The organism is Providencia sp. PROV040, assembly GCF_032706145.1.
Lineage (GTDB): Bacteria > Pseudomonadota > Gammaproteobacteria > Enterobacterales > Enterobacteriaceae > Providencia > Providencia hangzhouensis.
In genome coordinates this window covers 3,252,798-3,268,926 of sequence record NZ_CP120530.1, presented here as the reverse complement: position 1 = coordinate 3,268,926, position 16,129 = coordinate 3,252,798, and the positions used below count along the sequence as shown (strand labels likewise).

At 39.1% G+C, this 16,129-nt stretch carries 15 protein-coding genes; 8 read left to right on the top strand and 7 right to left on the bottom strand.

Going from position 1 to position 16,129, the window contains the following annotated elements; all coding sequences use genetic code 11:
- Positions 1 to 6: 6 nt before the first annotated feature.
- A complete protein-coding gene (locus P3L40_RS15050; protein ID WP_210853567.1) occupies positions 7 to 219 on the top strand; it encodes a hypothetical protein in 213 nt (70 codons plus the stop codon).
- 6 nt (positions 220 to 225) lie between these two features.
- The gene (locus tag P3L40_RS15045; protein ID WP_210853565.1) at positions 226 to 627 is read left to right on the top strand and encodes a type II toxin-antitoxin system death-on-curing family toxin; all 402 of its coding nucleotides are present in this window, start codon (positions 226 to 228) and stop codon (positions 625 to 627) included.
- A gap of 27 nt (positions 628 to 654) precedes the next feature.
- Here the strand turns inward: P3L40_RS15045 and P3L40_RS15040 are convergent, their stop codons facing one another.
- The 7 genes from P3L40_RS15040 to ybfF form a co-directional block, all read right to left on the bottom strand.
- A complete protein-coding gene (locus tag P3L40_RS15040) occupies positions 655 to 885 on the bottom strand; it encodes a DNA polymerase III subunit theta (protein ID WP_210853615.1) in 231 nt (76 codons plus the stop codon).
- Positions 886 to 1,005: 120 nt separating this feature from the next.
- On the bottom strand, positions 1,006 to 1,218 hold the full coding sequence (locus P3L40_RS15035) for a helix-turn-helix domain-containing protein (protein WP_210853563.1): 213 nt from the start codon (positions 1,216 to 1,218) through the stop codon (positions 1,006 to 1,008).
- The gene (locus P3L40_RS15030) at positions 1,196 to 1,465 is read right to left on the bottom strand and encodes a hypothetical protein (protein ID WP_210853619.1); all 270 of its coding nucleotides are present in this window, start codon (positions 1,463 to 1,465) and stop codon (positions 1,196 to 1,198) included. Before P3L40_RS15030 ends, P3L40_RS15035 begins: the two co-directional genes overlap by 23 nt.
- A gap of 197 nt (positions 1,466 to 1,662) precedes the next feature.
- Positions 1,663 to 3,594: a type I secretion system permease/ATPase gene (locus P3L40_RS15025; protein WP_196732988.1), complete on the bottom strand. Its 1,932-nt coding sequence runs from the start codon at positions 3,592 to 3,594 to the stop codon at positions 1,663 to 1,665.
- A gap of 3 nt (positions 3,595 to 3,597) precedes the next feature.
- Entirely contained in the window at positions 3,598 to 4,926 is a 1,329-nt protein-coding gene (locus tag P3L40_RS15020; RefSeq protein ID WP_140170792.1) for an HlyD family type I secretion periplasmic adaptor subunit, read from the bottom strand.
- Positions 4,923 to 7,028 (bottom strand): peptidase domain-containing ABC transporter, encoded by a 2,106-nt coding sequence (locus P3L40_RS15015; protein ID WP_210853561.1) that lies wholly within the window; start codon positions 7,026 to 7,028, stop codon positions 4,923 to 4,925. The genes P3L40_RS15020 and P3L40_RS15015 overlap by 4 nt, the downstream gene beginning before the upstream one ends.
- A gap of 242 nt (positions 7,029 to 7,270) precedes the next feature.
- Complete coding sequence (gene ybfF / locus P3L40_RS15010) at positions 7,271 to 8,047, bottom strand: esterase (RefSeq protein WP_136135519.1); 777 nt, start codon at positions 8,045 to 8,047, stop codon at positions 7,271 to 7,273.
- Positions 8,048 to 8,372: 325 nt separating this feature from the next.
- Here ybfF and seqA point away from each other — a divergent pair, with 325 nt between their 5' ends.
- The 6 genes from seqA (at position 8,373) to rpsA (ending at position 16,105) form a co-directional block, all read left to right on the top strand.
- Positions 8,373 to 8,918, top strand: a complete 546-nt coding sequence (seqA, locus tag P3L40_RS15005; RefSeq protein ID WP_004256238.1) for a replication initiation negative regulator SeqA — start codon at positions 8,373 to 8,375, stop codon at positions 8,916 to 8,918.
- Positions 8,919 to 8,974: 56 nt separating this feature from the next.
- Positions 8,975 to 10,609 carry a phosphoglucomutase (alpha-D-glucose-1,6-bisphosphate-dependent) gene (pgm, locus tag P3L40_RS15000; RefSeq protein ID WP_136135518.1) on the top strand — a complete coding sequence of 545 codons (1,635 nt, stop codon included), beginning with the start codon at positions 8,975 to 8,977 and terminating at the stop codon, positions 10,607 to 10,609.
- A gap of 287 nt (positions 10,610 to 10,896) precedes the next feature.
- Positions 10,897 to 11,988 carry a 3-phosphoserine/phosphohydroxythreonine transaminase gene (gene serC / locus P3L40_RS14995; RefSeq protein ID WP_036957913.1) on the top strand — a complete coding sequence of 364 codons (1,092 nt, stop codon included), beginning with the start codon at positions 10,897 to 10,899 and terminating at the stop codon, positions 11,986 to 11,988.
- Between the two features lie 121 nt (positions 11,989 to 12,109).
- On the top strand, positions 12,110 to 13,387 hold the full coding sequence (aroA, locus tag P3L40_RS14990) for a 3-phosphoshikimate 1-carboxyvinyltransferase (protein ID WP_112308211.1): 1,278 nt from the start codon (positions 12,110 to 12,112) through the stop codon (positions 13,385 to 13,387).
- 187 nt (positions 13,388 to 13,574) lie between these two features.
- A complete protein-coding gene (gene cmk / locus P3L40_RS14985; protein ID WP_094960688.1) occupies positions 13,575 to 14,258 on the top strand; it encodes a (d)CMP kinase in 684 nt (227 codons plus the stop codon).
- A gap of 173 nt (positions 14,259 to 14,431) precedes the next feature.
- A complete protein-coding gene (gene rpsA / locus P3L40_RS14980) occupies positions 14,432 to 16,105 on the top strand; it encodes a 30S ribosomal protein S1 (protein ID WP_004909559.1) in 1,674 nt (557 codons plus the stop codon).
- Positions 16,106 to 16,129 lie beyond the last annotated feature (24 nt).

Genomic DNA, 16,129 nt, shown 5'->3' with positions numbered 1-16,129 from the left:
ATTATCATGGCTATAAAGAAAGCAAATCAAACTGGCTCATCACCTACAGTAAAAAAGCATGATAGAGTCTCTTACCCTAACTCAGGTATTGTTGGGACATCTAGCAGCACTATAAAGCGTTGCATAGGTTCAATTACTACAACCTCTGACTTTGAGCAGGCACTTAAAGATACACAATTAGAGTATGCTCAGATAATTAAAGATTTAGAAGATAAGTGATAAGTCATGAGGCTATTAACTGTAGATGAAGTGATAAGAATACAGAAATCAACGCTACCTAAAAGCGGAGAGCCAAATATAGATAAACTATCAGGCGCCCTTGGTCGCGTTCAATCACTTATTGATTATGAAAATTGTGATGACTTATTTGATTTAGCGGGAATGTACCTTGTTGCCATAGCTAAGGCGCACGCCTTCAATGATGCAAATAAGCGGACGGCATTCCAGGCTGCAACAATATTTCTGAAGTTAAACAATATTAAATTATTCCCTTCTGTTTACTTAGTAAAGTTAACAATCTTATCAGCTATGGGTGAGTTTGATTATAAGCAAGCATCAGCTACATTGCGTATTCTATCTGATTATCGAGATGATTTAGTTGAAGAAACAAGAAGCGGATATATTTAGACAAGAGGCTGCGGCCTCTTTTTGCTTTTAACTTTCCTTATTGTACTCATACCCCTGCGGAAATCTTTTACTTAACTCTTGGTAATAAACTAAACGCTCACGAAAGTACTCGCGCAAGTGTTCGGGTTGTTGTCGCTCAATTTCGACATCAATAACTGGCTTGCCGAGTCTTTCTTTATATGCGACTCCTGAAGCGGATAAATCGACATTCACTTTGTCTTTATCTTCTTTTGGTAGTTCTACGAGATTGTGCATGATGGTTTTCTGTGTGGGGGGATGATGAAACGAGTATAACACGGAGGGAAAATCACTGTGACGAGCTGTGCCGAAATTGTGACACAAAAATGAGAGAGCAAGCAAAAGGCCAAGCAATTTGGCCTAATCAATGTATTTTTCTATCAAGGTTGATTCTTTAATTGATAACATATCAACAATGCTCTTCAAATCATCTACGTAGATAGATGCCTCACCGTTTTCGCACTTTATATATTCAGCCTCTGAAATCGTGAGATTTTTTGCTATTTCTGAGGTTGATATATTTTTTGATAAGCGCAATTCCTTAATAAATTCACCTAGGGTTTTGTTCGACATTTTCTCTATCTTTAGCCTTTTTTAATGAAAGATGAAGATATGTTTCAATAAAGCTCATCACTTTATGAATACTTTTATCATCAATGAGTTGCCAGTTTTGACTAAGCATAAACTCGTCAATTGAAATACCTTTGTAATCTATCTCAGTTCTATAAAAAACGTAAATTTTTGATAGCTCGGTGTGAGATATCTCTCTATTTTCGTTAATGCAATTTAGTGCAAGCAAAAGTAGCTGAGTGTTATTCATGTGACCTCCGTTTGTGAGGTCGTATGATATTCCAACAACAGGGAGGGTTATATCTATATTGGTCGGAATTATGTTGAAAGCGGACAAAGAAGTGACTGTGACAAAATTGTGTCACAAAAATAATATGAATGGATAAAAATAGACAAAAATAAGCAAATCGCAAAAATGATGGCTGGCTTGTAGAGCGGCTTTGCTAGCTAAAAATCGTTAATCAATATTTGCACATCCAGTGACTCGTAATCGAGCGCAGAAGTGGCTTCATCGAGAATTAAAATGTCTGGTTCGGTGAGTAAAGCGCGCGCAAGTGCAATTCTTTGACGTTGACCACCTGAAAGGTTCAAGCCTTTTTCTGATAAGGGATAATTAAAATTATCAGGCAATGCCATAATAAAGTCATATGCTCCAGCTAATTTTGCTGCGTGAATAACTTGTTCGTTAGTCGCTTGCGGGTGGCTTAAACGGATATTCTCTGCGATAGAACCGACGAATAAAGTGCTTTCTTGTAATACAACGCTCATTTTTCGACGTAATGACACAGTATCTGCGACAGCTAAATCCATGCCATCAACAATAACTTGCCCATGTTGTGGTACATAAAGTCGTTGTAATAATTTCGTTAAGGTGCTTTTTCCAGAACCAGAAGGGCCAGTAATCCCAATAAATTCACCAGAATTAACCATTAATGACAAATTATTGATAACTTCAGGCGTATCAGGTTGATAACGAAATCGGATGTTTTGAAACTCTATTTTTCCGTGAATATTTGAAGTGTTTGCAATCCCTTTACGTTCATTTTCTACAGGTTCATCAAGAATATCTCCCACCCGACGCAATGAAATGATGGTATGTTGGAAATCTTGCCAAACTTGAGCAAATCGCAATACAGGTTGTGTAACATGCGCGCTTAGCATATTAAATGCCACTAATTCGCCAGGAGAAATCCCACCGTTTAATACCTCCTTGACACCAACCCACAAAAGAATTGCGGTAGTTATTTTACTCACAAGTGTCATTAACTGAGAGGCAACTTCACTGCGCATTGAGACTTTAAAGCTTTGAGTTAGCTGCTTGCTAAATATTTTTTTCCAGCGTTGATTAAAGTATTTTTCTGTTGCTGTCGTTTTTATGGTTTCAATCCCAGTAATACTTTCGGTGAGAAAAGTGAGACCATTTTCATCGGCTTGGTAAGATTTTTGAGTTTGTTGGCGAATGATTGGGCCTAAAATCATCCATAAAACAAAAAATACCCCCATAGAGCCCAATAGAATCCAAGCCATCAAACTACTGTAGGAAAATAAAACCGCGACAAAAAGGATAACAAAAATAAAGTCAATGAATAGCATCAGTGTCGAGCCCGTTAAAAACTGCCTTATATGAGCTAATTCACGGATCCTTGCGATAATTTTCCCTGTTGGCCTTAGCTTAAAATAATTTAAAGGTAAGGCCATTAAATGGCGATAAATTTTCCCTGATAATTCAGCGCTTATCTGGCTACTACTATGACTAAAAATCTTATTACGAATAAAACCATATATCGGCTCTGCAACAGCAATGGCAAAAATCGCCAATGCAATAACGTGTAAATTTGAGAGGCTGCGGCCAACTAACACTTTATCGATTAAATTTTGAAACAACAGCGGGCTAATTAAGGCGAAAAGCTGAATAATGGCCGAGAGAATAAAAATATTTCGTAATTTAACATGTTGTCGCAAAATAGAGGGAATAAACCAGCTAAAGCCAAAGGCCTTTTTTTGCTCCGGCTCTAATTGCTCCTTAATGAGTAATACGTCAAATTTAGCTTGTTGATACCCAATCGAATTATAAATAGGTTCTCGTTCATCATTAGTTGGGTTAATGAGTACCAATTCATTTTCTTGGCTAATCACTTGCCAGAAACCATTTATATAGATTAAAGCGGGCAAAGGTAGCGTACTTAATTGTGTATATTGTGCTGCAATAAGCTCGGTTTCATACCCCAATGTCTGTGCGCATTCTCTAATTTCCCACTCAGTAGGGGATAAAGTTTGCATGCCAATAGCATGTCTTAGTTGGTCAGATGAAACATTGTTTTGATAATATTTAGCCACCCAAACTAAGGCATCCAAGCCATGATTATTTAACTGTTCCATCGATTATTTTTCTCTCATCGCGTTTGAGGTGTATTCATTGATTGGGCTAAGTAAGTAATCAATAATACGGCGTTTATCTGTTTTTATTTCTGCCACAATGGATAAACCGGGTGTCAATTCAATAGACTCACCATCAACTACTAGTTCTTTTTGCTTAAGACCGATTTGCCCTAAGAACACTAATCCAAGATTTTCATCGAGAGTACTGTCACGAGAGACGGAAATCACTTCCCCTTCAACTGTGCCATAACGAGTGTAAGGGAAAGCATCTATTTTCACCTCTGCTCTTAACCCTTCATGGATGAAACCAATATCTTTATTTAAGATTTTAATTTCAGCTAGTTGAACATGATTATTAGGTACTATAGCCATTAACTGCTGTGCGGGTTGTAACACTGCACCTATAGTGTGTGTAGCAAGTTGTTGTATCGTGCCATCAACGGGAGCCCGTATGATTTCTAATTGGTTTCTTTCTTTATTTTTTAATAGTTCTTGCTCAAGGGAAGCCCGCTTAAAGTCAGCTTGTTTGTATTTTTCATCCCACTCTTGGTTTTTTTGGGCTTTAATTCTGTCTACCTTTTCATTTAAGGCTTGATACTGGCTTTTCAGAATGGAAAGCTCAGATAATTTGGTGACTTTTTCTTTTTTAGCGATTAATAGTTCTCGCTCTTGTTCTAAAAATTCCTTCTGGCTGATCAACTGCTTTTTAGTTAACGAATGGTGTGCATCGAGGCGCTTTTTGATGTTTACGATGAGGGAATTGATAGTGAGTAATTCGTCTTTTCTAGCTTGCTGATTGACAGTATTTAATTGAATTTCATTATTAAGTTCATTAATTAATGAATCAAATTCTATTTTTTGTGTTTGATAGCTAGCCCGTGTATTGTTTTGTTCTAGTTCAGTTAATTGGTTAAATAAGGGTAATTGCTCAATAGGCTGTTGTGAAATCAATGCTTGATAAATTAATATTTCGGCTACATGGAAGTTATGTTGGTAATTTAAACTTAGGATATCTTGGTCAACACCTAATACATTGACAGTTATTAAAGGATCCCCTTGTTTTACTACTTGCCCATCAGTGACATGAATATGTTCTAAACGACTTAATTCAAACGCTTGAATTAACTGTGTTCGTCCTGAAACAATAAGTTTACCTTGCGTGGTTGCTTGAATATCCAACTTACCAAAAAATGACCAAGTCACAGCAAGAAAAACGCCTACACTAATAGAAATAGCGACGTATAGTGCCAAGTAAGACGGTGGTGTTTTTAATATCGCCAAGTGTGAAGGCAAAAAGCTGTTATAACGGTTTTTGTCTAATCGATGTTTCATTTTACGTCCATGTCTGATTTCAGAGACTGTTGTAGAGTCCACAAATGTTTATAAAAATTACCTTGTTCAATAAGTTGCTGATGGCTACCTTGCTCGATAATTTCACCATTTTGCATCACAATGATCCGCTGGTGATGGCGAATAGTTGATAGGCGGTGAGCAATTGTGATGATGGTCCTTCCTTTTGCAATAATATGCATATTTTCTTGAATAACGGCTTGGGATTCATCATCTAAAGCGCTAGTTGCCTCATCAAAAATAATCACTTTAGGGTTGGAAAGCAGTGTTCTAGCAATAGCAATACGTTGGCGTTGGCCGCCAGAAAGTGATGTTCCCCCCTCGGCAAGAACGGTGTCGTAACCTTTTGGTAATTTCAAAATAAAATCGTGTGCTCCCGCCATTTTGGCGGCATGAACGACTTCGTCCATGGAGGCATCCGGTGAGGTTTGAGCGATATTGTGAAAAACAGATTGGCTGAATAAGAAATTTTCCTGTAAAACAATACCAATTTGTTGTCTAAGGGAGTGCAAGTTAATCGCAGACATGGGGGTTCCATCCACAAAAATAGCACCACTTTCAGGGGTATAAAGCCGTAGTAATAATTTAGCGAGGGTGCTCTTACCTGACCCTGATGTCCCAACAATACCAATAGTTTCTCCCGCTTTAATATTTAAATTAAAGTTTTTTAGAACAAATGGCATGTTAGGTTGGTAGCGGAACGAGATATTTTTTAGATTTAAATGCCCTTGAAGAGATAACTTATTTTCTTGCTGTGATTGTTCGGTAGGTAAGTTAATAATTTGGGAGAGCTTTTCGATAGCGACACTGGTTCGAATGTAGTCCCCCCATAATTTAGTTAGTTTGATGAGGGGCTGGTTAGCGTGGCTAACCATCATGTAAAAGGCAATAAGCTGGCCAATCGTCATCTGCAATGCTAAAACTTCAGAAGCACCAACCCACAAAACAATAGCACTGGTGATTTTTTCAATAGCCATCACTAGATGTTCAGAGCGGGAGCTTATTTGCCCTGATACAAAGTTAGTTTGACTCATATCAGCGGTTTGGCCGTCCCAGCGACGAGTGAAATTTGGTTCGACGGATAAGCTTTTGGCTGTTTCGATCCCATTGATACTTTTGGTCAAAAAAGAGGTATTGATGGCAATATTGGTGAATTGTTGCTGTGCAGCAGATTCAATTTTAGGCGTTAACCACCAAGCTAATAAAAGATAAAAAGGAATAGAACACAAAAATATTATTGTGAGTGTTGTGGAGATCAAGTTCATCACAAAAATAAATACAAATAAAAATAGCACATCGACACATAGGGTAAAAAAGCTGCTGGTTAAAAACTCACGAATAGTTTCGAGTTCTTTTACTCGGGTGACAATTGCGCCTATTTGCCTGCTTTTAAAAAAGGGAATAGGCAGTCTCAGTAAATGATTTACCAGCTTCAAGCCGAGTGTCATATCAATGCGATTAACAGTGTGATGATAAATATACTCTCGTAATCCTTTCAATGTCACTTCGATCAACGCTGCAATAATTAACCCAAAAATTAAAACGTCCAATGTGACTAAGCTATTATGAACGAGTACTTTATCCATAATAACTTGCATAACAATAGGGGAAACTAATGCGAGTATTTGCAATATAAATGAAAAGAATAAAACCCACAAAATAATGGGTTTGTATTTCATAAATTCGACTTGGAACCAGGTAATGTCAAATTGACCCTGCTTAAGGTTTACTTCTAACCAATGACCATTCCATTGTTGATTTAACTCATCAATACTCCATATCTCTGGCGGCGTATTCCCAAATTGCTGAATGAGTACTTGTTCTTGATTGCAGTTAGCTAATAGAATGGCTTCTCCTTTGGTATTATATAAAATAGCAGGGCATACGATTTTAGTTACATTTTTATTCTTCTGATATTTATTCCTACAGCGAATGGCATGTTTCGATTTAATAATGTTAAGTTTTTCATTATAACCAATAGATTGATTGAGTGTTTGTTCTAGTTCTTTAGGATTTACTTGCCCTGATAACTTAGCAATAACACTAATGAAGTATAATGTTGATTTTGATTTGAGACTATCCATTTTCTATATTAATAAATTCCTTAAGTTATTTGAATTTTTAATTCCAAATTTGCATTGATAAAATATGCACTAGATAGTAATAAGGTGGAGTAGAATTTGGATAATACAGGGTTTGTAATTCGCTGTGTATTGAAGTTAGTCTTATTATGTAATTAATAAAGTAATTATATTTAACTACAAATATATTTAAAGATATTGAAAAGTTATATATCTTTTCAATATCTATATTTAAATGTGAACAATTATTCAGGGATAGATAAAAAACGATGAATGGCTCTTAAAACATGGTCTGGTTTTTCTGCATGAACCCAGTGCCCTGTATCAGCAACAACCCACGCTTTGGCTTGCGGAAATTGTTGTGCGATTTGTTCTTTATATTCAGCTTGTACATAAGGGGAATTTCCTCCTGGGATTAACAGCACGGGTTTATTCCAGGCGGGTACTATTTCCCAACCAATAATACTTTCATAATTAGCTTTTAGGGCAGGTATATTAAATTTCCACTCACCCTGTTTAAAGGATTTAAGCAGAAATTGGATAACACCATCCTCATTAATGTAATCACGCATAATCACAGTAGCTTCTTGGCGAGTTTTTGCATTTTTTGCTGTGACGGCATCAAGCGCCGCGAATATTTTATCATGACGACGGACTTGGTAAGCGACAGGCGCCATATCAATAGCAACGATACTATTAATAAAATTAGGGGCTATTGCTGTTGCCGCCATAGCGATTTTGCCCCCCATAGAGTGACCAATTAAAATAGCATTTTCGTAACCTAAAGACTTTATTAGAGTAATAACATCTTGGGCCATTTGTTGGTAACTCATTTGCTCATCACGAAATGAGTCACCATGATTACGAACATCAATTTGAATCGTATCGAAATATTGTTGTAGATTACGTCCTAAAACACCTAAGTTATTGAGGTCACCAAATAACCCATGTATGAGTACAATAGGACTATTTGAGATTGGATTTTCAGGTTTATGGATAGTATGGTTAAGTAACACAGTCATATTTGTTTGATCAATTCGTCAGCGGTACATGTGGTCTTATCATGTCACGGCTATGAATAAAATCCAAATGGTCAAATAAGCTGCGATTTTGGCTGAGGTAAGTCAATGAGTCGATAATCAAAATATCCTTAGCCAATGAATTTCAGAAAATTGAAGTTGATCACTGAGGCAAAATACTGGAAGTCATGGCATGATAACCCACTGAATTATCTTTGAACTTAGAATAATGTTTACTTTAAGTTATTGAAATTTTAATTGTTTTGTTTTTTTTAAATCTGTCTTATAATCACACCGCAAATTTTAGTTAAAAAAGTACTGGGAAAAAATGAAAACGATAGAAGTTGATGAAGAGCTTTACCGCTATATTGCGAGCCATACACAGCATATCGGTGAAAGTGCATCGGATATTTTGCGCCGTATGTTAAATTTCAAATCCGGGCAGCCAGTACAAGCAAAAGAAATTAGTCAGGAACATGCTGTTATTAAGGCTGAACCTGCGATGAGTACACCTGCTGTTGCATTAAACCCTGTTAGAGTCATTAGAGAGCTTCTGTTATCTGACGCTTATGCAGAAAAAAGTAAAGCGATTGACCGCTTTATGTTGATTTTGTCTACTTTATATAGTTTAGATGCGAATCGTTTTGCGAGTGCAACAGAGTTAATGCATGGCCGAACTCGTATTTATTTTGCTGGTGATGAACAAACATTACTTGCAGCTGGTAAGCAATCTAAGCCGCGTCATATACCAGGAACACCCTATTGGGTGATCACGAATACGAATACGAATCGTAAACGTAGCATGGTTGATGCGATCATGCAGGAAATGCAATTTCCAACCAATGTGATTGAAAAAGTTTGTAATACTATTTAAAAACTGAAAGGCCACTGATGTTGATAACAAAGCATCAGTGCTTTGGGAGAAAACAAGTGACAATACATGAACGTGCAGGGCAGCTTCCGTTTCAAAGTGACTTGATCAATGTCGCTCAATTAACCGCTCAATATTATACGCAGCAACCACAACCCGGTAATACATCTCAAGCTGTTAAGTTTGGTACATCAGGGCATCGTGGTAGTTCGTTGCGTAAAAATTTTAATGAAAACCACATATTAGCCATTGCACAAGCAATTGCCGATTTACGCAAAAAGCAAGGTGTAACAGGTCCTTGTTTTGTAGGGAAAGACACCCATGCGTTATCAGAAGCGGCGTTTATTACAGTGGTTGAAGTGTTAGCGGCAAATCAAGTTCATGTAATTGTTCAGGAAAATAATGGTTTTACGCCAACTCCAGCTATCTCTCACGCTATTTTAAGTTATAACCAATCACACCAAGATGTTGCGGATGGCATTGTGATTACGCCTTCACATAACCCACCTGAAGATGGCGGTATTAAATACAACCCTGCGAATGGCGGGCCGGCTGATACCGATTTAACTTCTGTTATTGAAAAAAATGCAAACCAATTGCTAGTCAATAACCTGGAAGGGGTTAAAAGAGTCAATTTTGATACAGCGATGGCGAGTGAATACGTTATTCAGCAAGATTTGGTTATGCCTTATGTCTCTGCATTAGGCGAAGTTGTTGATATGCAAGCGATTGCTAAGTCTGGTTTGAAAATTGGTGTTGACCCACTAGGCGGTTCCGGTATTGAATACTGGAAAAAAATTGCTGAATATTATCAATTAGATATTGAAATCGTAAATGACCAATTAGACCAAACGTTCCGTTTTATGCCTTTGGATCATGATGGTGTTATCCGTATGGATTGCTCATCAAGTTGGGCAATGGCGGGTTTGCTTGGGATGAAAGAAAAATTTGATTTAGCTTTCGCTAATGACCCTGACTATGACCGTCATGGCATTGTTACCCCCGATGGTTTAATGAACCCAAATCACTATCTTGCTGTGGCAATCGACTACCTATTCCAACACCGCCCTCAGTGGGGAAAAAATGTTGCGGTAGGGAAAACACTTGTCTCAAGTGCGATGATTGACCGTGTTGTTAATGATATCGGTCGTGAATTAGTTGAAGTGCCTGTAGGGTTCAAATGGTTCGTTGATGGGTTATTCAGTGGACAACTAGGTTTTGGCGGTGAGGAAAGTGCTGGGGCATCATTCTTAAAATTCGATGGCACACCTTGGTCAACAGACAAAGATGGCATCATTCTTTGCTTACTAGCTGCGGAAATTACGGCGGTTACTGGTGAAAACCCGCAGCAGCGTTATAATAACCTTGCCAAAAAATTTGGGGCACCGATTTACAACCGTATTCAAGCGAAAGCTACTCACGAAGAAAAAGCGAAGCTAAGTAAATTATCACCGGAAATGGTTGCAGCAGATACATTGGCAGGAGATAAAATTACACAGCGTTTAACCGCAGCCCCCGGTAATAATGCGCCAATTGGTGGTTTAAAAATCATGAGTGATTATGGCTGGTTTGCAGCAAGGCCATCAGGTACGGAAGAAGCGTATAAAATTTATTGTGAAAGCTTCCGTGGAGAAGATCATTTACGCCAAATAGAAAAAGAAGCGATTGAGATCGTAAGCAAAGTTATTCGCTAATTTTTAATCTTCAATAAAAGACATTTCAATGAATATCCCGAAACACAGCGCAATGATGTAATTCGGGATATTATCGCTTATTTATTGTTAATTTCTCCATAAAATGGTGCTTGTCGAGAGTGTGACAAGATTAACAAAATTCTTTTCCCCATTATCAAAAAATAACCCCCCTTTCATTTTTGGGATTGCTGACAATAACCGTTGCAGCTAAAGGCTTGGAGTGGTACAACTTTAACTATCTGAGTGAATTTTATTAACCATAATTGAAGATGGATAGGGTGAGGTCAATGAGTCAGGTTTATAATTTCAGTGCAGGTCCAGCTATGCTACCTGTTGAAGTCATGCGTCGTGCTGAACAAGAGTTTTGTAATTGGAAGGGTTTAGGCGTTTCTGTCATGGAAGTTAGCCATCGCGGAAAAGACTTTATCGAAGTGGCAACAGAAGCAGAGCAAAATTTACGTGATTTATTAAACATCCCTGATAACTATAAAGTTTTATTTTGTCACGGTGGAGCTCGAGCCCATTTTGCAACGTTACCAATGAATTTACTAGGTGATAAAACGACCGCAGACTACATTGTAAGCGGCTATTGGTCAGAGTCAGCAGCAAAAGAAGCTGAAAAATACTGTACACCTAATGTAATTCAAATTACTGAAGAAAAAGATGGCATTGTTAGTTTAAAACCTATGAAAGAGTGGCCATTAAGTGATGATGCCGCTTATGTTCACTATTGCCCAAATGAAACCATTGGTGGCTTAGCTATTCATGAGGAACCTGATTTCCCTGAAGATAAAATTATTGTTGCTGACTATTCCTCTTCTATCTTATCTAAACCGATTGATGTAAGCCGTTATGGTGTAATTTATGCGGGAGCTCAAAAAAATATTGGGCCAGCTGGATTAACTATCGTTATTATTCGAGAAGACCTGCTCGGTAAAGCTTCGCCTCAGACTCCATCTGTATTTGATTACACGGTATTAGCAAAACACGATTCAATGTTTAATACTCCACCGACTTTTGCTTGGTATCTCGCGGGGATGGTCTTCAAATGGTTAAAAGAGCAAGGTGGTTTGCAAGAAATGGCTAAGCGTAATTATGAAAAATCACAATTACTCTACAATGCAATTGATGATAGCCAGTTCTATATTAACCGTGTTGCGGTTGAAAACCGTTCTTGGATGAACGTACCGTTCCAAATGCAAAACCCGGCACTTGATGCGAAATTTATTGAAGAAGCCAAAGAGCAAGGCTTACTTTCTCTAAAAGGCCATAAAGTGGCTGGTGGTATGCGTGCGTCAATCTATAATGCGATGCCATTAGCTGGTGTACAGGCTTTGGTTGATTTTATGGCTGATTTCGAACGCCATAACGCTCAATAATGAGATTTGCCGACTGAAATAGGATGTTCAGTCGGTTATCTGTGCTCTTCTTATTTGACTTAAAAGAAAATGGAGCCAGATTTTATTTACTTGCAAAACTTCACTGGAGAAACTGCTTTTTATGCAATCCCTGACATTACAACCTATCTCTTCAATCAACGGCACAATTAATTTGCCAGGGTCAAAAAGTGTCTCAAACCGCGCACTATTATTAGCAGCGATGGCTAAAGGAACGACCACACTCACTAACTTATTGGACAGTGATGATATTCGCCATATGCTGAATGCATTAAGCCAGCTAGGTGTTAACTACCAATTGTCTGAAGATAAAACACGTTGTCGTGTGGAAGGTTTAGGTGGAAATTTATCTCATCCAGATGAAACAGAAATCTTTTTAGGCAATGCGGGAACTGCAATGCGCCCACTGACTGCAGCACTATCACTAAGCCGTAATAATATTATTTTAACGGGTGAGCCTCGCATGAAAGAGCGCCCAATTGGGCATTTGGTTGATGCGCTGAGGGAAGGCGGTGCAGAGATTGAATATTTGGAACAAGAGAATTACCCACCATTACGTTTAAAAGGTGGTTTTATCGGTGGCCAAATTTCAGTTGATGGGTCTGTTTCCAGCCAGTTTTTAACTGCGCTGTTAATGGCGGCACCGCGTGCAGAGCAAGACACAACAATTACAATTATTGGCGAGTTAGTCTCCAAACCTTACATTGATATCACATTAGCATTAATGAAAACGTTCGGTGTTAATGTCGAAAATCATCAATATGAATATTTCGTTATCAAAGGGCAGCAACAATACCAATCACCAGGCGAATATTTAGTGGAAGGTGATGCTTCATCAGCGTCTTATTTCCTCGCTGCGGCCGCCATTAAGGGGGGCGTAGTGCGTGTAACAGGAATTGGGCGCAATAGTTTGCAAGGGGACACTAAATTTGCCAACGTATTAGAAAAAATGGGCGCGACTATTCGTTGGGGTGACGACTACGTTGAATGTGAACGCGGAACGTTGACAGGTATTGATATGGACATGAACGCGATCCCTGATGCGGCAATGACCATTGGAACGGTTGCCCTGTTTGCTGAAGGCGAAACGGTTATTCGTAATATCTATAACTGGCGGGTAAAAGAGACCGACCGGTTATATGCGATGGCGACAGAGTTACGAAAAGTTGGCGCTGAAGTGGAAGAGGGGCATGATTATATTCGTGTTGTTCCACCGAAAAAATTACAACATGCTGAAATTGAAACCTATAACGACCATCGTATTGCAATGTGTTTTTCGTTAGTTGCATTATCAGATACACCAGTAACAATTTTGGATCCGGGCTGCACTGCAAAAACTTTTCCTGATTACTTCGAACAGTTGGCACGTCTAAGTCATTAATCTATTGATTGGGTTGATATTATTTTCTTTGATATCAACCTGATTTTGACGATTCAAATATCAACTTTTTCTTATTTTTTAGCAATCATCAGAACCTGCTTATTTCACAAATCTACTGAATTGGTATAATACCTTCACAGATTTTAATTGCGGGTAGCTAGGCTATTTGCAGAAAAGGAGATTTTTTATGGTGGCGATAGCCCCTGTAATCACCGTTGATGGACCAAGCGGAGCAGGTAAAGGTACGCTTTGCCAAGCATTAGCAAACGAGTTTGGGTGGCAACTTTTAGACTCGGGCGCAATTTATCGTGTATTAGCGTTAGCTGCGTTACATCACCATGTTGATATCCAATCCGAAGATGCGTTAGTTCCCTTGGCTGCAAATTTAGATGTGAAATTTGTTCCTGAAGATAATGTACTGAAAGTTATTCTGGAAGGGGAAGATGTTTCAAATCAAATTAGAACCGAAACAGTAGGAAACACTGCATCCCAAACAGCCACTTTTCCTCGCGTACGTGAAGCTTTACTCCGACGCCAACGTGCATTTAGAACCCATCCTGGGCTAATTGCTGATGGCCGTGATATGGGAACGGTGGTTTTTCCCGATGCACCGGTAAAAATTTTTCTTGATGCCTCCGCGGAAGAACGGGCTCATCGGCGGATGAAGCAGTTGCAAGAAAAAGGTTTTGATGTTAATTTTGAACGTCTTTTAAGCGAAATTGAAGAGCGGGATTTTCGTGATCGTAATCGCTCTGTTGCACCTCTTATTGCCGCGAAAGACGCATTAGTGCTGGATTCCACAAGTATGTCTATTGAGGAAGTTATTGAAAAAGCACACACCTATGCAAAAAAAATTCTACAATTATCGTGATAATAGGCTTTATTTTAGCTTATAATTAGATAATATACGCAGTTACCGCTATGTGATTATATTATTAGCATAGCATCAACCTTGCGACATGGAATGTTGTGGGGTATGTGAAACAACCCCATTTGGCGGGAAGCTAAGTGGACGTTAATTTAAAACTCTTGAAGATCATTAATATGACTGAATCTTTTGCTCAACTCTTTGAAGAATCCCTGCAGAATATTGAAACTCGTCCTGGTTCTATCGTCCGTGGTACTGTTGTTGCCATCGATAAAGACGTAGTCCTTGTTGACGCAGGTCTTAAATCAGAATCTGCTATCCCAGTAGAACAGTTCAAAAATGCTCAGGGTGAGCTAGAAATCCAAGTTGGCGATGAAATCGATGTAGCTCTGGATGCAGTAGAAGATGGTTTCGGTGAAACTATCCTGTCTCGTGAGAAAGCTAAACGTCATGAAGCATGGCTGATGCTGGAAAAAGCTTACGAAGAAGCTGAAACTGTAACTGGTGTTATCAACGGTAAAGTTAAAGGTGGTTTCACTGTTGAGCTGAACGGTATTCGTGCGTTCTTACCAGGTTCACTGGTTGATGTACGTCCAGTTCGTGATACTACTCACTTGGAAGGCAAAGAGCTTGAGTTCAAAGTAATCAAGCTGGATCAGAAACGCAACAACGTTGTTGTTTCTCGTCGTGCTGTAATTGAATCTGAAAGCAGCGCTGAGCGCGATCAACTGCTGGAAAATCTGCAAGAAGGCATGGAAGTTAAAGGTATCGTTAAGAACCTTACTGACTACGGTGCATTCGTTGATCTGGGCGGTGTTGACGGCCTGCTGCATATCACTGACATGGCTTGGAAACGTGTTAAACACCCAAGCGAAATCGTCAACGTTGGTGATGAAATCAATGTTAAAGTTCTGAAATTCGACCGTGAGCGCACTCGTGTTTCTCTGGGTCTGAAACAACTGGGCGAAGATCCTTGGGTCGCAATCGCTAAACGTTACCCAGAAGGTACTAAACTGACTGGTCGCGTTACTAACCTGACTGACTATGGTTGCTTCGTAGAAATCGAAGAAGGCGTTGAAGGTCTGGTTCACGTTTCAGAAATGGATTGGACTAACAAAAACATCCACCCATCTAAAGTTGTTAACGTTGGTGATGTTGTTGAAGTTATGGTTCTGGATATTGATGAAGAACGTCGTCGTATCTCACTGGGCCTGAAACAGTGCAAATCTAACCCATGGCAGCAATTTGCAGAAACTCACAACAAAGGCGACCGCGTTGAAGGTAAAATCAAGTCTATCACTGACTTCGGTATCTTCATCGGTCTGGACGGCGGCATCGATGGCCTGGTTCACCTGTCTGACATCTCCTGGAACGTTGCAGGCGAAGAAGCAGTTCGTGAATACAAAAAAGGTGATGAAATCGCAGCTGTTGTTCTGCAAGTCGACGCAGAGCGTGAACGTATTTCTTTAGGTGTTAAACAGTTAGCTGAAGATCCATTCAATAACTATTTAGCAGCAACTAAGAAAGGCGCAATCGTAACTGGTAAAGTAATCGCAGTTGATGCTAAAGGTGCAACTGTTGAACTGACACTGGGCGTTGAAGGTTACCTGCGTGCATCAGAAGCTTCACGTGACCGTGTTGAAGATGCAACACTGGTTCTGAACGTTGGTGATGATGTTGAAGCTAAATACACTGGTGTTGATCGTAAAAACCGTGTAATCAACCTGTCTGTTCGCGCTAAAGACGAAGCTGATGAGAAAGACGCTGTCGCAGCTGTGAACAAACAAGAAGATACAGCATTCGGCAACAATGCTATGGCTGAAGCTTTCAAAGCAGCTAAAGGCGAATAATTAAGTGGGGGCAACAGTAGCGTT